At 63.3% G+C, this 19550-nt stretch carries 16 protein-coding genes, 1 tRNA gene and 1 pseudogene; 9 read left to right on the forward strand and 9 right to left on the reverse strand.

Annotation, left to right across the window (positions count from 1 at the left end):
* The 5 genes from AX729_RS00590 to AX729_RS00610 all read left to right on the forward strand — a co-directional run.
* Positions 1 to 1050 (forward strand): methyl-accepting chemotaxis protein (locus AX729_RS00590; RefSeq protein WP_197433512.1); only part of this gene is annotated, 1050 nt, incomplete at its 5' end.
* Between the two features lie 234 nt (positions 1051 to 1284).
* Positions 1285 to 3318, forward strand: coding sequence for a methyl-accepting chemotaxis protein (locus AX729_RS00595; protein WP_061019960.1), 2034 nt, complete (start codon positions 1285 to 1287; stop codon positions 3316 to 3318).
* A 308-nt stretch (positions 3319 to 3626) separates the two neighbouring features.
* The gene (locus tag AX729_RS00600; protein WP_082770312.1) at positions 3627 to 5114 is read left to right on the forward strand and encodes an MFS transporter; all 1488 of its coding nucleotides are present in this window, start codon (positions 3627 to 3629) and stop codon (positions 5112 to 5114) included.
* Between the two features lie 4 nt (positions 5115 to 5118).
* Positions 5119 to 5937: a trehalose-phosphatase gene (otsB, locus tag AX729_RS00605; RefSeq protein WP_061019961.1), complete on the forward strand. Its 819-nt coding sequence runs from the start codon at positions 5119 to 5121 to the stop codon at positions 5935 to 5937.
* A gap of 240 nt (positions 5938 to 6177) precedes the next feature.
* Entirely contained in the window at positions 6178 to 7641 is a 1464-nt protein-coding gene (locus AX729_RS00610) for a trehalose-6-phosphate synthase (RefSeq protein WP_061019962.1), read from the forward strand.
* Positions 7642 to 7739: 98 nt separating this feature from the next.
* On the opposite strand, the gene AX729_RS00615 is transcribed toward AX729_RS00610, so the two are convergent.
* Entirely contained in the window at positions 7740 to 8081 is a 342-nt protein-coding gene (locus AX729_RS00615; protein ID WP_061019963.1) for a hypothetical protein, read from the reverse strand.
* 194 nt (positions 8082 to 8275) lie between these two features.
* Here AX729_RS00615 and AX729_RS00620 point away from each other — a divergent pair.
* Positions 8276 to 8365, forward strand: a tRNA-Ser gene (locus AX729_RS00620).
* A gap of 372 nt (positions 8366 to 8737) precedes the next feature.
* Complete coding sequence (gene atzF, locus AX729_RS00625; RefSeq protein ID WP_061019964.1) at positions 8738 to 10114, forward strand: allophanate hydrolase; 1377 nt, start codon at positions 8738 to 8740, stop codon at positions 10112 to 10114.
* Here atzF and AX729_RS00630 read toward each other — a convergent pair.
* From AX729_RS00630 to AX729_RS00650, 5 genes are all read right to left on the reverse strand, one after another.
* A complete protein-coding gene (locus tag AX729_RS00630; protein ID WP_061019965.1) occupies positions 10111 to 10836 on the reverse strand; it encodes a Crp/Fnr family transcriptional regulator in 726 nt (241 codons plus the stop codon). The genes atzF and AX729_RS00630 overlap by 4 nt on opposite strands.
* Before the next feature lie 66 nt (positions 10837 to 10902).
* Positions 10903 to 11688: an ABC transporter ATP-binding protein gene (locus tag AX729_RS00635; protein ID WP_061019966.1), complete on the reverse strand. Its 786-nt coding sequence runs from the start codon at positions 11686 to 11688 to the stop codon at positions 10903 to 10905.
* A gap of 74 nt (positions 11689 to 11762) precedes the next feature.
* Complete coding sequence (locus AX729_RS00640; protein ID WP_245324998.1) at positions 11763 to 12416, reverse strand: ABC transporter permease; 654 nt, start codon at positions 12414 to 12416, stop codon at positions 11763 to 11765.
* 122 nt (positions 12417 to 12538) lie between these two features.
* Positions 12539 to 13696, reverse strand: coding sequence for an ABC transporter substrate-binding protein (locus AX729_RS00645; RefSeq protein ID WP_245325005.1), 1158 nt, complete (start codon positions 13694 to 13696; stop codon positions 12539 to 12541).
* Between the two features lie 79 nt (positions 13697 to 13775).
* Positions 13776 to 14735, reverse strand: a complete 960-nt coding sequence (locus AX729_RS00650; protein WP_061019969.1) for a fatty acid desaturase — start codon at positions 14733 to 14735, stop codon at positions 13776 to 13778.
* 363 nt (positions 14736 to 15098) lie between these two features.
* Here AX729_RS00650 and AX729_RS40960 point away from each other — a divergent pair.
* Together AX729_RS40960 and AX729_RS40965 are read left to right on the forward strand one after the other, a co-directional pair.
* Positions 15099 to 15293 (forward strand): annotated as a pseudogene (locus AX729_RS40960) (autotransporter domain-containing protein); the annotation flags it as partial.
* A gap of 71 nt (positions 15294 to 15364) precedes the next feature.
* On the forward strand, positions 15365 to 15544 hold the full coding sequence (locus tag AX729_RS40965) for a hypothetical protein (protein WP_061019970.1): 180 nt from the start codon (positions 15365 to 15367) through the stop codon (positions 15542 to 15544).
* 331 nt (positions 15545 to 15875) lie between these two features.
* Here AX729_RS40965 and AX729_RS00660 read toward each other — a convergent pair whose 3' ends face one another.
* The 3 genes from AX729_RS00660 to AX729_RS00670 form a co-directional block, all read right to left on the reverse strand.
* On the reverse strand, positions 15876 to 16214 hold the full coding sequence (locus tag AX729_RS00660) for a hypothetical protein (RefSeq protein ID WP_156456634.1): 339 nt from the start codon (positions 16212 to 16214) through the stop codon (positions 15876 to 15878).
* 106 nt (positions 16215 to 16320) lie between these two features.
* Positions 16321 to 18348 carry a caspase family protein gene (locus AX729_RS00665; protein WP_156456635.1) on the reverse strand — a complete coding sequence of 676 codons (2028 nt, stop codon included), beginning with the start codon at positions 18346 to 18348 and terminating at the stop codon, positions 16321 to 16323.
* Between the two features lie 134 nt (positions 18349 to 18482).
* Positions 18483 to 19460, reverse strand: coding sequence for an AfsR/SARP family transcriptional regulator (locus AX729_RS00670; protein ID WP_156456636.1), 978 nt, complete (start codon positions 19458 to 19460; stop codon positions 18483 to 18485).
* Positions 19461 to 19550 lie beyond the last annotated feature (90 nt).

The following is a 19550-nucleotide window of genomic DNA, read 5'->3' on the forward strand; positions in this document are numbered from 1 at the left end:
TCGCGTCCGATGATCGCGATGTGCAAGGCGATGCGCGAGCTTGCCTCGGGCAATTTCGACGTCGTGCTGCCGGGCCTCGGCCGCAAGGACGAGATCGGCGAGATGGCCGGTGCGGTCGAGGAGTTCAAGGTTCAGGCGGTCGCCAAGGCCGAGCGCGATGCCGCCGCCAGCGAAGCCCAGAACCGGGAGCAGGCCGCGAGCCGCCGCGCCGAGCTGATCCGTTTCGCCGATGATTTCGAGAGCGCGGTCGGCGCCATCGTCTCCAACGTCTCGGCCTCCGCCGTGCAGCTGGAATCGGCGGCCTCCACCTTGACCCGCACCGCCGAGACCACGCAGAGCCTGTCGAGCCAGGTCGCCGGCGTGTCCGAGGAGGCGTCCAGCAACATGCAGTCGGTCGCGACCGCGACCGAAGAGCTGTCGGCCTCGGTCGAGGAGATCGGCCGCCAGGTCCGCGATTCCAGCCGCATTGCCGAGGCTGCCGTGGTGCAGGCCAGGGAGACCGACGGCCGCATCGGCAAGCTGTCGCACGCGGCCCAGCAGATCGGGGAGGTGGTCAAGCTGATCACGGCGATTGCCGAGCAGACCAACCTTCTCGCGCTCAACGCCACCATCGAGGCGGCGCGCGCCGGTGAAGCCGGCCGCGGCTTCGCGGTCGTGGCGAGCGAGGTGAAGTCGCTGGCGAGCCAGACGGCGAAAGCGACGGACGAGATCTCCTCGCACATCGCGGGCATGCAGGGCGCCACGGCCGAATCGGTCGCCGCGATCAAGGAGATCGGCGCGACCATCGGCCAGATTTCGACGATCGCGACGTCGATCGCGAGCGCGGTGGAGCAGCAGGGCGCGGCGACCCAGGAGATCGCGCGCAGCGTCCAGACCGTCGCGCAGGGCACCCAGACCGCGGCCACCGATATCGGCCAGGTCAACCGTGGCGCGGCCGAGACCGGCTCGGCCTCGGAAGAGGTGCTGAACTCGGCCAAGACGCTGTCGAGCGAAAGCACTCGTCTGCGCGCCGAGCTCGACCGCTTCATGGCGAACATCAGGGCGGCCTAGCGCCGCCGTCGGCGGCGTTGCCTCAGACCGCCTTCGTTCCGGACAAGCGCGGCGGTGAAATTTGTAACGGCGCGAGAAAGCGCGCCTTAACAATTCCCGGCTTCGCCTAACCGACGGTTGCGGCGCCACATATTTACCACAGCTTATCCTTTGCTCCGTAACGTGCGGGCGAGTCGGGAAGCGGGCTGCTTCCTGGTTGCGCCTGGTTTTCCGCGAATGGAATGGGGTGGGGGAATGTCCGTGAAGTCAAAGTCGAGCAAATCGAAGCTGCCAACGCTGCGCTTTCGCGCAAAGATCATCCTCGGCTTCGTGGCGGTGCTCGCCATCCTCGCCGGCAGCATGGCCTTCGCTTATTTCGGCTTCGAGCGAATCGCAGGCGCCGTGGCGTCCTACCGCACCAGCGTATTGGAAGCCGATCTGGCCCGCACGGTCGATCGCGAGCTGGTCGCCTATCAGGGTCTGGCAAGGGCGTATACACTGACCGGCGCAGCGGACGACGAGACCGCGGCCAAGGCTGCTGAAGGCAATCTGAAGAGCGCGATCGCCAAGTCGATGGCCGCGACGACCGGCGCCGCCCGCCGTGAGCAGGTCGGCAAGCTCGAGGCGGAGTTCCAGAGCTTTACGAAAGTGTTCGGCGATATCATCACGCTGACGCGCGAGAACAACAAGATCGCGGCCGAAGAGCTCAACAGCGTCGGCAACAAGATCCGCTTCAAATTCGACGATCTCGCCGACACCGCAGCTCTGGCGGGCCTGAACTCGGTTCAGACCACGGCCAAGGACGTCACCTCGCAATATCTGGCGGTCTCCACCTCGGTCAGCGCCTTCGTGGCCAAGCCGGAGCCGAAGACCGCCGACGGCGTGATCGCCCGCATCAAGTTTCTCGAGACGCTGATGGTCTCCATCTACGCGAATGACCAGAAGATCACGGACCGCGTCAAGGAGATCGGCGATCTCTTGAAGCAGTACCGCACCTCGTTCGCAAAGCTGACCGAGAACGTGAAGGTCATCGTCAAGCTGAACGGCGAGATGACCAAGACGGCGGCGACCATCCTCAAGCTCTCGGCCGAGTTGCGCTCGGATCTGACCGCCGACCAGCAGCGCATCGAGGCGAGCGCCAATAGCACCATCATCGACACCGAGCAGCTGATGCTGATGATGGCGCTGGGCGGGCTGGCCGTGGGCATCGTGCTGGCCTTGTGGCTCGGCAACGGCATCTCGCGTCCGATGATCGCGATGTGCAAGGCGATGCGCGAGCTTGCCTCGGGCAATTTCGACGTCGTGCTGCCGGGCCTCGGCCGCAAGGACGAGATCGGCGAGATGGCCGGTGCGGTCGAGGAGTTCAAGGTTCAGGCGGTCGCCAAGGCCGAGCGCGATGCCGCCGCCAGCGAAGCCCAGAACCGGGAGCAGGCCGCGAGCCGCCGCGCCGAGCTGATCCGTTTCGCCGATGATTTCGAGAGCGCGGTCGGCGCCATCGTCTCCAACGTCTCGGCCTCCGCCGTGCAGCTGGAATCGGCGGCCTCCACCTTGACCCGCACCGCCGAGACCACGCAGAGCCTGTCGAGCCAGGTCGCCGGCGTGTCCGAGGAGGCGTCCAGCAACATGCAGTCGGTCGCGACCGCGACCGAAGAGCTGTCGGCCTCGGTCGAGGAGATCGGCCGCCAGGTCCGCGATTCCAGCCGCATTGCCGAGGCTGCCGTGGTGCAGGCCAGGGAGACCGACGGCCGCATCGGCAAGCTGTCGCACGCGGCCCAGCAGATCGGGGAGGTGGTCAAGCTGATCACGGCGATTGCCGAGCAGACCAACCTTCTCGCGCTCAACGCCACCATCGAGGCGGCGCGCGCCGGTGAAGCCGGCCGCGGCTTCGCGGTCGTGGCGAGCGAGGTGAAGTCGCTGGCGAGCCAGACGGCGAAAGCGACGGACGAGATCTCCTCGCACATCGCGGGCATGCAGGGCGCCACGGCCGAATCGGTCGCCGCGATCAAGGAGATCGGCGCGACCATCGGCCAGATTTCGACGATCGCGACGTCGATCGCGAGCGCGGTGGAGCAGCAGGGCGCGGCGACGCAGGAGATCGCGCGCAGCGTCCAGACCGTGGCACAGGGCACCCAGACCGCGGCCACCGATATCGGCCAGGTCAACCGTGGCGCGGCCGAGACCGGCTCGGCCTCGGAAGAGGTGCTGAATTCGGCCAAGACGCTGTCGAGCGAAAGCACCCGTCTGCGCGCCGAGCTCGACCGCTTCATGGCGAACATCAGGGCGGCCTAGCGCCGCCGTCGGCGGACGCTCGCTTCAGCTCACCTTCGCGCGCTCCCATCGCATGCGCTGCGTCTTCAGCAGCGTCATCTGCTGTTGCGGGCGATCTTTCGTGAATGTGTCGTCTTTCTGACCTGAGCCATGCGTCAACTCGTTGGAGCTCAATCAGAAATGGGTGTTCTTCGAGGTCGCTCCCGTGGGAACCGGGCCACGCCGCATGCGTTGTCGCGGGTGGCAGGCAGAATGCCGCACCCCCATGATCGGATCGACCCCGTCCACGTCATGTGAACCGGGGCCGCTTCCATTGGTCAGACAACCCGATGGAAATGCAGCAAAGCCCAGCGCTGAACCATGCACCCGTAGTCCCGGCGGTGGCCGCGACCGATCGTATCGTCGAGACCAGCATTCCCTCGCGTCTTGACGCGCTGCCGTGGAGCGGTTTCCATACCCGCGTCGTGCTCGCGCTCGGGATCACCTGGATTCTCGACGGACTCGAGGTGACCCTGGCTGGTGCGCTGTCCGGCGCGCTGAAGCAGAGCCCGTCGCTGCATTTCTCCAATCTCGATCTCGGTATTGCCAACTCCGCCTATCTCGCGGGCGCCGTGCTCGGTGCGCTCGGCTTCGGCTGGCTGACCGATCGCATCGGGCGCAAGAAACTGTTCTTCATCACGCTGGCAGTCTATCTGTCGGCAACCGCCGCGACCGCTCTGTCCTGGGACGTTGCGAGCTACGCGCTGTTTCGTTTCCTCACCGGCGCCGGCATCGGCGGCGAATACACCGCGATCAACTCGACCATCCAGGAGCTGGTGCCGGCGCGCTATCGCGGCTGGACCGATCTCGTCATCAATGGCAGCTTCTGGATCGGGGCTGCGATGGGCGCCGTCGCTTCCATCATCCTGCTCGATCCCGCCGTGATCGAGCCCGATCTCGGCTGGCGCATGGCCTATCTCATTGGCGCGGCCATCGGCCTCGTCGTGCTGTTGATGCGAATGTGGATCCCGGAGAGTCCGCGCTGGCTGATGATCCATGGCCATCCCGACGAGGCCCATGCCATCGTCGACGGGATCGAGCGCTCGGCGATCGGGCACGATCAGGATCTGACGGACGGGCGCTTCACCAAGATCCGGCTGAAGATGCGCGATCACACGCCGATCAGCGAGGTCGTGCATACGTTGTTCTCGGCCTATCGCCAGCGCGCGCTGGTCGGCCTCGCGCTGATGAGCGCGCAGGCGTTCTTCTACAACGCCATCTTCTTCACCTTCGCGCTGGTGCTGACCGATTTCTACGGCATCAGCGCCGATCGTGTCGGCTGGTACCTGTTGCCCTTCGCCGCCGGCAATTTCCTGGGACCGCTCCTGCTCGGACGCCTGTTCGATACGCTCGGCCGCCGCACCATGATCATGTTCACCTATTGCGCATCGGGCGTGTTGCTGGCCCTGTCAGGCTATCTGTTCTCGATCGGCGTGCTGAGCGCGCAGGGGCAGACGATCGCCTGGATGGTGATCTTCTTCTTTGCCTCGCCGGCCGCGAGCGCGGCCTATCTCACCGTCAGCGAGACGTTTCCCCTGGAGGTTCGTGCGCTGGCGATTGCGGTGTTCTATGCGGTCGGTACCGGCATCGGCGGCGTGATCGGGCCGGCGCTGTTCGGCGCGCTGATCGACACGGGGTCGCGCAACAGCGTGTTCGCCGGCTATCTGCTGGGGTCAGCCCTGATGATTGCGGCTGCGATCGTGGCGTGGCGCTATGCCGTCGCTGCCGAGCGCAAACCGCTCGAAGAAATTGCGCGGCCGCTTGCCTTTATGGAGTAGACTGATGAAATTGGAACGTGCGGAAGTGGCATTGGACCAGAAGCGTACCATGCGGGATGACGATGCGCCCGATGCGGTGCCGGTGCCGCACGCGCTGGTGCCGCATCTCGACGAAATCGCCCTTCTGCTCGACATCGACGGCACTCTGCTCGACCTGATGCCGACGCCGCGCGAGGTGTGGGTGCCGCCGGGCCTGTCGGAAACGCTGAAGCATCTCACCGAGCGCACCTCCGGCGCGCTGGCGCTGGTGAGCGGCCGCTCGCTGAACGACATCGACCTGATCTTCGCGCCCGACGTGTTCCGCGCGGTCGGCGGTCACGGCGCGGAGATGCGGCTCTCGGTGGACAATGAAGCCGATGCTGTGCACGCGCCGCCGCTGGACAAGGAGCTGAAGCGGCGCCTGGCGGCCATTGCCAAGCTCAGCCCAGGCATTCTGCTCGAGGACAAGGGCTACTCGCTCGCGCTGCATTACCGTCTTGCGCCGCACGCGGAGAAAGCGATCTACGAATCCGTTTCGCTGATCCGCGCCGACTTGCCGAATGCGCCGATCGAGGTGCTGCCGGGCAAGTTCGTCTGCGAGATCAAGCATTCCGGCTTCACCAAGGCGAGCGGCGTGCGCGAATTGATGACGCACGAGCCGTTCCGGGGGCGGCGCCCATTGTTCATCGGGGACGACGTTACCGACGAGACGGTGTTCGCGATCATGCCCGACATGGACGGGCTCGCCTTCTCGGTCGGCCGCCGCGCCATGGGCGTGAATGGCCATTTCGATGCGCCGGCGGACGTGCGTGCGTTCCTCGCGCACCTGCTCGATCCAAGGTGAAACGAAGGCAGCGCCACCTCGCAGACACATTGCCCTGGGCGCAGCGCCCTTGCGGGCCGAGTGCATGCTGCCCAAGACGACCGCCAAAGCTGTCATTGCAGCGATATTCCCGGGTTCCGCAAGCGAAACCAGGTCCAACGCGCACGCCTGATTTTGGTTTCAATTGGTTGAAACGATGATCAGGAACCATATTGATGAACGGCAGTTAAACGGGGTGGAATGAACAGGAGGGGACGACCTGTGAACTTAGTCGTCGTTTCAAATCGCGTCGCCCGCGGCAAGCCCAACGAGCCCATGACGGGCGGCCTTGCGGCGGCCTTGCTGCCCGTCGTGGAACATTCTGGTGCGATCTGGGTCGGTTCCTCCGGCCGGGTGCGTGATGGGCATCAGAAGGAACCCTTTGCCGAGATCGAGGCGCTCGGGGCGGGCGCGATTGCGACGCTGGACCTGCCGGCGGCGCATTACGGCGGCTATTACGAAGGCTTTGCCAATTCCGCGCTGTGGCCGGCGCTGCATTCGCGCAGCGACCTGATCCGCGTCTGCCGGGACGATTACGTCAGCTATCGCGAGGTCAACGCCTTCATGGCGCATGCCCTCATGCGCTTCCGAAAAGCCAGGACGGCGTTCTGGGTGCAGGATTATCATTTCCTCGCACTCGGCGCCGAGCTGCGCGAACTCGGAGTCGATGATCCCATCGGCTTCTTCCTGCACACGCCGTGGCCCGTCACGGCGGTCATGCAGGGTGTGCCCAACCATCGCGAGCTGATCACGGCCATGCTGGCCTACGATCTGCTCGGCTTCCAGACCGAGGAGGACCGCCAGAACTTCCTGGGTTATGTCGGCGGCGAGCTTGGCCTCGCCATCGACGACGGCGTCGTGGTCTCGCAGCATGGACGCACACGCTGTGAAGTCTTCCCGATCGGCATCGATGCCGAGAAGTTTGCGCAGTACGCTGCGAAATCGGCTTCGCATCCCGACGTATCGCGCCTGCGGCGCAGCCTCAACGGCGAGCGGCTCGCGATCGGTGTCGATCGCCTCGACTATTCCAAGGGCCTCGTTAACCGCATCAGCGCCTTCGACCGGCTCTGGACCGAGCAGCCGCAGTTTGCGCGCAGCATCTCGCTGCTGCAGATCGCCACGCCGTCGCGGGGCGGCATCGAGGCCTATGGAAATCTCCAGAACGAGGTCGCCCGCCTCGTCTCCGACGTCAACGGCCGCCACGGCGAGGTCGACTGGACGCCGATCCGCTATTTGAACAAGGGCTTCAGCCAGGCTGTGCTCGCCGGTCTCTACCGTACCGCGCAGATCGGCGTGGTGACGCCGCTTCATGACGGCATGAATCTCGTCGCCAAGGAATATGTCGCCGCGCAAAACCCGGCCGATCCCGGCGTGCTGGTGCTGTCGAAGTTCGCGGGCGCGGCCAACGAGCTCGACACCGCGCTGCTGGTCAACCCGCACGACATCGACGGAATGGCTCGCGCGATCGCAGTCGCCGCCTCAATGCCGCTCACCGAGCGCAAGATGCGCTGGGACGCGATGATGAAGAAGCTGCGCAGCCACACCATCCAGCAATGGTCCGCCGACTTCGTCGCCGAGCTTGAGAAGTGCCGGACCGAGAAGGCCGCGGTCGCCCCGCTCGCAGCCCAGCCGCCGCAGGCGCTGCGCTGGTTGAAGTCGGCGATATCCGGCGTGCGGCTGATTTGAGGCTTCCGTACGCTCTCCTGTCTTGGCCGGGCTTGTCCCGGCCATCGCGTATTGCCACGCGGGCCTGAGAACGCGGGCCGCAAGCTGCAGATCGAGCCTCAATAACAGTATGAAACGCCATCCAGGATCGCGCATTGCCGCTTGTTCGGCGCGTTGGGGTCGTCCAGCGGCACCGCGCCCTTGCCCTGGCCAGCGAACACGCCAGGCCCGACATGCACCGAGCTCTTGTTGCCGATGATCACGCTCGGATGCGGCGTCGAGCTTGAGCGCGTGCCGTCCGGCCAGATGATCGCATCGCCCGACAGCACCCCGCGCCGCCCGTCCTCGCAGCTCACGTCAACGCCGTGGCGGCTGCAAACCTGGGCGGAGGCCGGTACGCCGAACGCGGAGCCAAGGGCCAAAATCAGGCCAAGGGCGACGATGGTCTTGCGGATGGTCATGACGGTCCCCGGTGAAGTTGCAGGCCTTGCGTGAATCGTCGCGCCAAACCCGCCCCCGGTTCAGCGGCGGGCAGGTCAAAGGCGCCTGCGCGGCCAGATATTATCGTGTAAATACAACAAGTTGCGGAAAATCGCCCGATTTGCCCCGCGGTCTCTTGCAAAATCAACGGCGCCCCTTCAAGAGAGGGCGCTCTGGAGAGATGGCCGAGTGGCTTAAGGCGCACGCTTGGAAAGCGTGTGTGCGGGAAACCGTACCGTGGGTTCGAATCCCACTCTCTCCGCCATTTACGCGATTTTGTACGCCAGACTGCGATTCAGTATCCCTATGAAGCGCGCAATTTTCGGCGTGAATGCCGGGTATCTTGCGCGACTCAAGCTCCTTGAGGACCCTCTCCGCAATCAGCAGCAGACGATTAGCCGCGCCCGGTTCGCGGCTTTCGGGCCTTCGCTTACCGACGTTTGAGCACTGCAAGTTTCGCTGAGACGCGGTGCATGCCGACGAGCCGGTCGATCTGGATGCGGAACAACGAATTCGGCAGGCCGCCTGCTCTCCGAAGGTGAAGGCCACACGTTCGAATCGTGCCGGCGCTTAGTTGCTTTCATTGTTGGGCAGCGGCTTCATATTCATGGGGTCATACCCCTCAGGAGTTTATTCCGTGCCGCAAGCTATCTGGTCCGCGCAGAGCCGACCTCACCGTTCGTCTGCAGAGTTGGTCTCCACCATTACAACCGCCTATGAGCGCATCGAACGGGACTGGCGCCGCAACTGCTGGATCCATGTGCGGCCTATGGAAGAAGCGTTGGCCGAGGCTCATGCCCTTGTGCGGCGAGTGGAGGAGGGTGAAGTCCTGCCGCTCCTCGGCGTGCCATTCGGCGTCAAGGACAATATCGACGTCAAGGCCATGCCAACGACGGCAGCATGTCCGTCATTCGAATATGTGGCTGCGCAATCGGCCAGATGCGTCGAGAGTCTGACGGCCGCAGGTGCGATCTGTCTTGGCAAGACCAATTTGGATCAGTTCGCAACCGGACTGTCCGGCACCCGCTCGCCCTATGGCGCCTGTTCCAGCGCGGCCAACGATCTCTATGTTTCCGGCGGTTCGAGTTCCGGTTCGGCTGCTGCCGTCGCATCCGGCCATGTTGCCTTCGCTCTCGGCACAGATACCGGCGGCTCGGGCCGGATTCCCGCAGGCTTCAACGGCATCATCGGGATCAAGCCAACCGTCGGCCTCGTCTCATCCCGGGGGCTCGTGCCGAACTGTCCGACGCTCGATTGCCCCTCGATTTTCTGCAATTCCATTGCCGAGGGTCGAATTCTGCTCGCCTTAATTGAAGGATTCGACGACAGCGATCCCTATAGCCGCCAGCGAATTCCATCGTCCTCCCCATCTCCTCGCAAATTCCGGTTCGGCCAGATCGACATCGGTGATCTGAATTCATTCGGCATGCCCGAATGCAACGACCTTTACAGGCAGGCCTGCACGAGGCTTTCGGGACTGGGAGGTCAGGCCAGGCAAATCGACTTCGCGCCGTTCGCCGAAGCCGGTGACATGCTCTTTTCAGGGCCCTGGATTGCCGAACGTCATGCGGCCATCAGCAAGCTCCTGGACATCGATCATGGAGGCTTGCTTGACGTCATCCGCAACGTGCTGAGCGCAGCCGCGCGGTTTTCCGCAACAGATGCGTTTGCCGCGCAACACCGACTTTTGAAGCTGCGACGCCGGATCCAATCGCTTTTCGAGGAGATCGATGTCCTGGTGGTACCGACCGCGCCGCGCCCCTTCACGATCGCGGAGATGATGGAAGATCCCATCACGCTCAACAGTCGCCTCGGTTACTACTCCTATTTTGCCAATCTCCTGGACTTGTGCGCGGTGGCCGTTCCCAACGCCACGCTCGGCAACGGCATGCCGATGGGCATCACCTTGCTGGCGCCTGCGTGGCGCGACCATGCTCTTCTCGACCTTGCCGAGCGATGGCTGCCCGATGCGAAGGCCGGACTGTTCGATCTAAAGGTATATCCGACGGCCTAGACGACTTCGAGATCGAGAGCGCGCAGATTGAGGATCACAATCAGGCCTCGGTGATAACGGATGACGCCCCTTGCCTGCATGCGGGACAACTGCACCGTCACCCATTGGCGGGTTGAGCCGATCAGATTGGCGAGATCGCCATGCGTGAATGGAATCCCGATCACGATCTCGCGGCCCTGCTGCGAACCGTAGATCTTCGAGAGGAAGACCAGCAGACGATGCAACCGCTCGGTCACCGAGCGGGTCCCCAGCATTTGTGCCATGGCCGAGTAGCACCGCGCCTTGAAGGCGAGCGCATCCAGCAGCGCGACGGCGATGCTTGCCGATTGAAGCGCCAGCGCGCGCAGGGCCGGGCCGGGCAAGAACGTCACCTGGCTCCGTTCCACGGCAACCGAAGACCATACGTGGGCACCCGTACCGAACAGATCCGGTCCGCCGACGAAATTGCCGGCGAACCAGTAGGCCAGCGTCACCTCGCGTCCGGAAGGAGCCGCGTAGTAGCTGCGAATACGTCCCTCTTCGATCAGATAAATGCCGGTCTGGAGATCGCCCTGACGCCAGACATGCTTGCCTGCCGGCAAAACCTCCTCGCGGCCGATGGCGAGGACACGATTCCGGTCAGCCTCACACAACGGATCCAGCAGACTGGGCAGCGACCCGACCAGAGCATCCGATCCTGCCAGCATGATGCCGGTCGTATTCCTGATGCTTGCTGCTGACATCTGCGCGCTCCCTTGCCGCCGCAAGGAAAGCCATTCAAGAGCCATGCCAGAGCTGTCGCCGGGCGCCTACGCCTTGACTTCCATTTGCTCGAAGGCCCGGCGGCCCTCCGAGCGGATAAGGTCGAGGCAATCCCGCTTGAGCGCGAGATAGGCAGCCTCCGCAACGATGGCGCTGGAGCGCGGTCGTGGCAGGTTCACCTGAAGGTCTTTGAGAATGCGGCCCGGGCCCGCGCTCATGATCAGCACACGGTCGGAGAGGAGGATCGCTTCATCGACGTCGTGCGTGACGAAGACGATCGTTGCGTTGATCCGCTCGCGGAGTTCGAGCAGATTGTCCTGCATGACCGTCCGGGTCTGCGCGTCCAGCGCTCCGAAGGGCTCGTCCATCAACAGGACGCGCGGCTGATTGGCGAGGGCACGGGCGATCGCAACCCGTTGCTGCATGCCTCCCGATAGCGTGTGCGGGTAGGCCGACGCAAATCGGGTCAGCCCGATCATTTCGATGAGTTCGTCGGCGATCCGCAGCGCCTCCGACCTCGGCTTGCCGAGGGCGCGAGGCCCGTGCGCGATATTCCGGCGCACCGATTTCCACGGAAACAGATGGGGCTGCTGGAAGACCATCCCGATCTCGGGCCGTGGCGCGAGCATTGCTTCGCCCGCTATGACGACCTGGCCTTCGAACGGCCGCTCGAGGCCCGCCATCGCATTCAGGAGCGTGGACTTGCCGCAGCCCGATGGACCGACGATCGAGACGAATTCTCCCTGCGACACCGCCAGGGATACGCGATCGACCGCGATGACCTGTCCGCCCCGCGCATCGAAGACGATGCTCAAATCCTCGACCCGGATCATCGCGTGACGTGCCGGGGCGGACGGTGCGTGCGTTTCCACGAGCCTGAGCGACTGTTCGGGACGAAGGCTCGGGGTCATCGCCACCACACGGCACGTTCGGCAAGAGTAGCGAAGGAGCGGTCGGCGATGAAGGAAAGCAAACCGAGAGCCGCCAACCCGCCCATGACCTGACCCGTTTGCATGTTCTGCTGCGCAATTTCGATACGATAGACGATGCCGGCGAACGCTCCTGCCAGTTCGGCGGCGACCAGCGTGTAGAAAGAGATGCTCACCGCGGTCCGAAGACCGACTGTGATGTAGGGCAGCGCGCCGAGAAAAACGATCTCCCACAGCATCTGCGGTTGAGGCGTGCCGAGCATCTGGGCGGCACGGATAAGTCCGCGGTCGACTTTCTGCACTCCGATGTGAGTGGCGAGCCACACCGTGAAGAACACGCCCCAAACGACCAGGAAAAGCTTGCCTGCCTCCGAGAGCCCAAACCAAAGGATGACGATCGGCACGAAGGCTATGGGAGGAATCGGGCGAAGGATGTGAAACAAGGGCGAAAGCAGGCTGGACACCAGCCAAAACCGGCCGGTCAGGACGCCGAGCACGATCCCGCCCGCGGCCCCGATCGCAAATCCCGCTGCCACGCGCGAGAGGCTCGCCAGCAGGTCGGCGAAGAATTGTCCGCTGCGAATCCATTCGAGAATGGCGACAGCGACGGTCGATGGCGGGGGAAACAGCACGGGGTTCACGATGCCGGAGCGCGCAACCAGTTCCCACACGCCTGTGAAGGCTGGCACGGAGAGGACGGCGACCAGTACGCTCAGCCGCGCGGTCGCGCTTGCACGGCTGCGTCCCCCGACGTTCACGGGCGCGCCTCCAGCGTGACGCGAGCCGGATCGAGCGCCTTCAGCGGTCCCGTCACCAGGACTTTCGAGAAGTCGGGCATGCTCGCTCCAGGGGGATGATTGCCGGTCTCGAGCCGCCAGGCGGCGTGGGTTTTCAGGGTCGTGAGAATCCTGTCGTCGAGGCGTACATGGTAGACATAGTCCGGCCAGATCGAAGCCAATTCGTCGCGTTTCATCCCCGTCGCGGTTGCGATGACGTCGATTGCTTCACCCGGATTCGCCTTGAGCCAGCCTTCGGCTTCGATAAGGGATGCCAGGAACTTGCTGACGATCGCCGGGTTTGCGGCGAGGTAGGACTGCGTCACGACAATATTGAAGGTCTCGGAGTAGAGGCCTTTGGTATCAAGCGGGATCGCGCCTTCGCCAAGAGCCTTCTTCGCATTCGCGACGTGCGGCTCCCAGGTATCGAACGCATCGATGCTGCCGGCCGCCATGGCTGGAAGCATCTCCTGAGGTCGCAGGTTAACAAGCGTCACGTCCTTCGGAGTCAAGCCCGCCGCTTTCAACAGAACCGACGTGTAGACTTCGCTGCCGGTTCCGGCCGTAAAGGCAATACGCTTTCCACGCAGATCGGCCTTGGTCTTGATCCCGGCAGAAGCCGCGGTCATGGTCTTGAGGTCCGAATATTCCATCCCCGCCACGAAGGCGATCGGCTGTTGCGCCATCGCTGCCGCCGTGACCGGCGCCTCGGCGGTTGTCGCGAAATCCGCCCCGCCTCCAAGCACCGTGTCGAGGCATTGCTTGCCGCTGGTGAAATTAGAGACCGAGATATCGAGCCCCTTCTTGGCGAAAATGCCCTTCGCACTGGCGACAATCGCCAGTCCCGAGATCGGCCCAAGATTCTGGGCGAGCCGCGCCTTCAGCATGTCTTCGGCGCTCGCGCGCGGAGATGTCGCAAGCAGGATGGACGCAGTAAGCACGAATACGGCAGAGCGAAGAGCGCTCGTTGATCGCATGCCAAACCCCTGTGATGCCGGCGACCGGAGTGATCGCCCGTGACGAGAGCGTCGTCTCAAGACGGCAGACCGTGAAGCAATTAATCGACACGGCTCGGAGTCGTCCAATTTTTCTGCAAGCAGGCCAGTTTCCGACTGTGGCTTGGGCAATAAATTCATCAAGCTGCTTACACCTTGGGCGCAGTATCGCCTGCGTCAACGGCACCCTCGCTGGCTGTCGCCAATGCCTGGTCCCGCTTCAATCAGAACCGATCGGGCTTTCGATGCCGTTGCGTGCGCGGCGAAACCAGGCCCATGTCTGCCGCGTCACTGCGATGTAGCCCGGCCCCCGATAGACGATCTGTTCGGCGACGATCCGGTTCAGCTTCGGCAACGCATGAAACGGAATCGAAGGATAGGCATGGTGTTCGACATGATAGGGCATGTTCCATGCAAACCAGCGCACGAACCTGGCGGTATAGGTTGTACGCGTATTCTGGAAGGCGCTTCGTGTGCGATCGCAGCCGGTGTGTTCGGCAAGCAGATACGGACGCAGAAACAATTGACCGACGATCACGGGGACGACCCAGACCCATAACAGGATCGAGGTGTGCAACGCGACCGATGCCAGCAGCAGGACGACGTAGCCTGCCAGATGGAGGCGCGCTTCCGTCACGACAATGTGGCGCTTGTTCTCCGGAATCCAGGGCGACGTGGCGTTGCCAGTCAACGCGTGGCGAAGCATCAGCCCCACCCGGAAGGCAACCTGCCGCAAGCCGCTGTAGACGATCACCAGTTGCGCGTCCGAGGTCGGGATCGGAACGGACAGCAGTTCCGGATCTCTCGCCGGATCCTGCGTATAACGATGATGATCCCAGTGAAACAGGCAGTAATATTCGTAAGGCAGGCCGACGGCGAACGAAGAGAGATGACCAAAGGCGAGATTGAGCGCGCGGCTGCGAAACGCCGTCTTGTGGGCGGTCTCGTGGACCACCATGAACAGGAATGCGACAAAGTAGCCTTGCACGACGACCAGCGGCAACGCCCAGACGATTCCGTATCGCGACGAGACCCACCAGATCAGTGTGCCGACAACGACGATGACGCCGTAGTGGCTGGCCGCACGGACCAGACCTTGCCAATCGGACCGCACCGACAATTCGCGCAGCGTGGCCGGGGTCAGCGGCTTCTCTCCGGTGGCAGTGATGGCATTGCTCATGATCGTTGTCGCCTCTTTCCGGGATCACGCACTTGATCGTGCTCGTTCGGACGCTGGAACTCATCAGCGTGGACCGATCTTAGGGAGCGACGCCGCAAATGCAGAAGCAATTAATTTCACGGGCGTTGGCCGCCGGGCATCCCGAGATTCTCGGTCCTCGCTTCATCCACCGGCCCGGGGACGAATCATCGCCGGGCCGGTCGCAAGTGTCGCTAGGGGCGGTCAGGTCTAAATCCTATTCCACGGGCGCTGCGTGCGGCATGCGCGACGTGCGCGGAAAAGGATACGCTGACGCCGGTTTTCTCCAGCGCGCGGTGCGTGAATTCGAGTCGTGCGGCGTTGCGAGGATTCCATCGAGGCCAGGTGGCGGGCACCGGCAATGCGTTCCAGGCCGGCGTCTACGGCAAAACACCCGTCGGGCCGGCCTACTTGGCGGCTTCGCTGGCCGTCGCCAATCACTGGATGTCGACCAGCCGCACAGCCTTTGGCGGCGATCATCTGGGCGCGGCGTTCGAGGCCCAGAGCTATGGCGGCCGCATCGAAGGCGGCTATCGTTTCGCCACCGCCTTTGCCGGCATCACGCCCTATGCGGCGGCGCAGGCCCAGCTGTTCCGCCGACCTTCCAGGGCTTGCCCGGCGCGAGTTTCGTCGTCAGCGGCGCGAGGCCCGCGACCGATTACGCGCTGGTGTCGGCCGGCAGCGAGTTGCGTTGGCGCACCGGCTGGTCGCTCGGCGTCAAGCTCGACGGCGAGTTCGCAAGCCAGGCCCAGACCTACGCCGGCACAGGGACGCTGCGCTATCATTGGTGATGCGACGCACGCACGACGAGTTATCGGGCGGGGGCCCGATTCATTTGGACGACAATCGCGGTACTTCCGATCGGAGCGAGAAAGCGCTCTCCCATCTGCAGCGGCTCGAAGCCGAGGCGTGGCGTCTTCGCTCGCATTGCATCTCCCGAAAAAAGGAGGGTCAGGCGCTTGGTGGCCTGACCCTGACGCTTTCCCTGTCGAAGTTATCCCTCGATCTGCGAGCCACCATGTCATGGGCTCGGTCGTGAAGGCTTAACCGGACTGGTAAACCAATGCTGACCAGCGTTGTTGGTTTATGAATTCGCCAGCGACCCAAACCGCGCTGGCTCGATCAGGGAATAAATCGCGCACGAGCGCAGCCCCAGGCGCCTATGCAAGTACCGATCACCCGGAAATCATCGCAACAAATGTGAACGGATCCGATGCAACACGTAATGCCACTTGGACAGGTGTTGCGAAGCGTGTCAGCGGGCGGACGGTCCTCGACCTTACTGTCGCCGGGTTCCTCGACCGCGATGGCCACGGCGCCCAGGCGCACTGCAATCCGATTGTTCTCGAGCTTCACGTCGTCTGCCGCGAATTGCAGAGTCCCGTTGTTGCCTTGAGATACGAGTCGAATGGTGTCGCCGCGTCGCTCGGCAACACCCGCAAAGTCAACGAAATCGGCCATGATCATCTCCAAACAATCGGCGGGCGCCTCGAGTGGCTACGACCCGCGTGCCGTGCTTTCGGCGGGCCGCGCCTCCTGGGGGCCAGGAGGCGCGGGTTCTCGCGGGCTAGTGTGTCCGCTGCAGCTGGGGCAACGTCGAGGAGACGACGTTTGCGACCAGGTCGTGCGGCATCGCCAAACCGCTCGGGACCAGGCTCGGAGCCAAGGCCGGTGAGATCGTGCTTGGTCCCGCACCGCTCTTGGTCAGTTCGCCGACGATCGTCGGGATTGCAGAGGCCACGACGCGCGCGATCGCACCCCAGAACTTGTCATCGCCCGCGCCCGCTCCCGATCCTGCTGGCGCGAAGCCCTTGTCTTCCTGGAAATCACCCTTGCGCAGCGCGCCGATGACGGCCGGGAGCGCGGCCTGAACGATGTTCGCGAATGCTCCCCAGAACTTCTCCTCGCCACCAAAGTCCTTCTGCGGCTCAGCGCCGCTCTTTGTCAGGGCCTGGATGACGACCGGCGCCACCGTACCGATGACGCTCATGAGGGCGCCGAGGAATTTTTCTTGCCCGGCTTGCTGGAAGTCCTTCTGAGGATCGACACCGCTCTTGCTCAGCGCCTGAATGACGATCGGCCCGAGGGTGCCGATAACGCTGGCGATGGCGCCGAAGAACTTCTGATCGCCGGCGGGTACATCCTCGAATCCCTTGACGGGGGTGCCCTGCTTGCTGAGCGCATTGATGACGACCGGCAGTGTCGCCGAGATCGCGTTCGCGATCGCGCCCCAGAATTTCTCTTCACCGCCAAAATCCTTCTGCGGCTGAATTCCCTGCGCCGCGATGGCGCGGAACAGCGGTGGTATGCATCTGGTGGCTATGCCGAGGATGGACCCAAGGAACTTCTCCTGACCACCCGAGAAATCCTTCTGTGGTTCGTAGCCGCCCTTGCGCAAGGCCTGCACCACCGCCGGCACGGCGGTCGAGACGACGTTGAGCAGGGTGCGCCAGAACTTCTCCTCGCCGCCCGGGATAGCCGTGAAGTCCTTTTGCGGCTCGAAGTCACCCTTTCGCAGCGCGTCGACGATGGCCGGCACCGCCACCGAGGCGAGGCTCGCGAGCACACCCCAGAATTTTTCGTCGCCGCTTGCAGCAGGCTGGCCGTAAGATTTGTCTTGCAACATGGTCGGATCCTTTCTCTGGTTGCTGAGTACATCCTGGATGATCCTCGTCATCCAGTCGGGGGAAGAAGGTGTGGACGCGGCCTGGCCCTGGAAGAGCAGGAATGAGGTGGCGGCCAGACCAGCGGGATTGGTGGGTTCGGTGAGGACGGGTGTCTGCCGGAAGCCAAGGTCCCGCAGCATCTTGGTCGTTCCTTCGACGAGCCGCCGGTTCGAGACGTTGGGACCGAGGACGGTGAGTTGCTCGAGCAGGGCGTAGGTGAAGGCCGACTTGCCGCCGGTCTTCGGCGTCGAAGCAGATGCGGTCTCGTCTGCGAGGCAGGCGGAGAACAGCATCCCATTCATCTGCAATTGGCCGGCCTCGTCGAATTCCTTTCCGGCCGCCGTCCCGAAGCGATTGCCGATCCTTGATGCCGCACCAGGCCACGCGCCGAAGGGCCGGTAGCGCAGTTGAGAGACCTTCTGCGGATCAAGGAATACCTTGGCGCTCTCGACGAACGGCGGAACCTTGAGCACCTTGGTCTGGGCGACGTCCATGTGGCCGTCGGTCATCATGACCTTGTACATGCCGCCTGAGTGGCAGCTGTCTGATATCAGCGTAAAGACGCCAGGGGGCACCGTCTGGGACTTCTGACTGAGCACGTTGTCGAACAGGAACTGGTCGTACAGACACAGCACCTCTTCCAGATCCTGGCCCTTGGCGACCTGGAAGCCGTGGCCGGAGAAAAAGAACACGAGCCGATCATCCGAGCTCGCTCCGTTGAACAGCCAGGACAGTCCAGCCTCGACGTTCTGCAGGGTTGCTTTTTCGTCGTGGTCGAATCGAACGTCTGCAAATTTGTAGACGTCGGTAATCTTCTGATGGAACGCTTTCGCGTCGTTGATACAACTCGGAAGGTTGTTTGCGGGGTTTGGATAATGGTCGATGGCAGCGATATATGCTTTGTAATTTGGCATGATCGTTCCTCGCAATTGGTGGTTCGGATTCGGACACTGCGACCGGCCAGGGCTTGCGGCTCGTTCGCGTCCGCACTCCGTGACACCAGGCGATCATCGCGCGCTGGTCTCTCGCGCCGGTCACAACCGGAGCGGCGGGGTCTCACAAATTAGGATGCGGAGGAAATTTTTTGCGCCAGATCGATGCCCGGCGGCATTTCGATGGCTTGGTGCAGCGGCCTCGGGCGAGCGGCAGTCTGCATGATCGAAGCGAAGGCCCGAACTTCCTGGCTGAGTTGATGGAGCTGCTTCTGGATGAGTTCGAGCCGGCGCTCAAAGTCCCGGTCGACGTTGCACTCCGGAGCGATCGTATCCGGTTGCTGTGGCCCATCGTCGCGGAGACGACGAAATAGCGCTGTGGTTTCACGGGTTGGCGAGACTCCGAGCTCGTGCCGAAACACGCGCTGAAGCTTCTCATAGTGCCGTAGTGCGGCTACCCGATCCCCCATCATGTCGTAGCAATGCATGATCTCGCGGTGGATGTGCTCGAGGAAGGAATCCTCGGCCAGGATTCGGCGCGAAATGCGGATGGCTTCTCCCCAATCGGACCTGTGCTTTGCCGCAATCAGCAGGGTCTCGAGGCAGGCGAGGAAGCGGCCGCGATAGGCCTCCCTGTCTGCCAGACACCAGTCGTAGTTGAGTTCGGGAAGAAGATCGCCGCGATAGAGTTGCTCGATGGTTTCCGATGTCGCAAGCGAGTTTGAGGGGATCGACTGCGGTGAAGGCGCCCTGATGCACTGATCAAACGCTTCAATGTCGATCCATACCTGCTGGTTTGCAGACAAGGACAGCGATTCTGGCCGGGCGTTGATCCACTGCGAGGCATTCTCGCCGGCGTTCGCAAGCGCGCAACGAAGGCGCCATACTTCGGTACTGAGGTTGCGGCGAAGACGCTCGGCTGGTCCATCGTTCCAAAGACGCGCGACGAGGACGTCACGACTGACGGGTGCCCGTTTCTGCAGGGCAAGCACGGCAAAGAGATGTTTCGAGCGTTCGCTGAGAAACTCAACGCGGGTCCCGTGGCGACCCCAGACTTCCAGTTGCCCGAACAGTCGGCATATCGGACGCTGGGCTGGTGTGTTCTCCATGACCTGCCTCCTCGTGCGCCCCAACTGAAGCGTAACGCGAAGCCGAGATTGTCGTGTGAGGCCTTTCACATTTTGGGCAAGCTGCGGAAT

The sequence above is a fragment of the Bradyrhizobium sp. CCH5-F6 genome (assembly GCF_001556045.1).
In the GTDB taxonomy this organism is placed as follows: Bacteria; Pseudomonadota; Alphaproteobacteria; order Rhizobiales; family Xanthobacteraceae; genus Bradyrhizobium.

Bases quoted from the DNA above. Each gene is read 5' to 3' on its own strand.
- AX729_RS00595 (WP_061019960.1), top strand. From the start codon at position 1,285: ATGTCCGTGAAGTCAAAGTCGAGCAAATCGAAGCTGCCAACGCTGCGC.
- AX729_RS00670 (WP_156456636.1), bottom strand. From the start codon at position 19,460: ATGGAGAACACACCAGCCCAGCGTCCGATATGCCGACTGTTCGGGCAA.
- AX729_RS00635 (WP_061019966.1), bottom strand. From the start codon at position 11,688: ATGATCCGGGTCGAGGATTTGAGCATCGTCTTCGATGCGCGGGGCGGA.
- AX729_RS00660 (WP_156456634.1), bottom strand. From the start codon at position 16,214: ATGGCCGATTTCGTTGACTTTGCGGGTGTTGCCGAGCGACGCGGCGAC.
- AX729_RS00600 (WP_082770312.1), top strand. From the start codon at position 3,627: ATGGAAATGCAGCAAAGCCCAGCGCTGAACCATGCACCCGTAGTCCCG.
- otsB (WP_061019961.1), top strand. From the start codon at position 5,119: ATGAAATTGGAACGTGCGGAAGTGGCATTGGACCAGAAGCGTACCATG.
- AX729_RS00650 (WP_061019969.1), bottom strand. From the start codon at position 14,735: ATGAGCAATGCCATCACTGCCACCGGAGAGAAGCCGCTGACCCCGGCC.
- AX729_RS00645 (WP_245325005.1), bottom strand. From the start codon at position 13,696: ATGAATTTATTGCCCAAGCCACAGTCGGAAACTGGCCTGCTTGCAGAA.
- AX729_RS00615 (WP_061019963.1), bottom strand. From the start codon at position 8,081: ATGACCATCCGCAAGACCATCGTCGCCCTTGGCCTGATTTTGGCCCTT.
- AX729_RS00630 (WP_061019965.1), bottom strand. From the start codon at position 10,836: ATGTCAGCAGCAAGCATCAGGAATACGACCGGCATCATGCTGGCAGGA.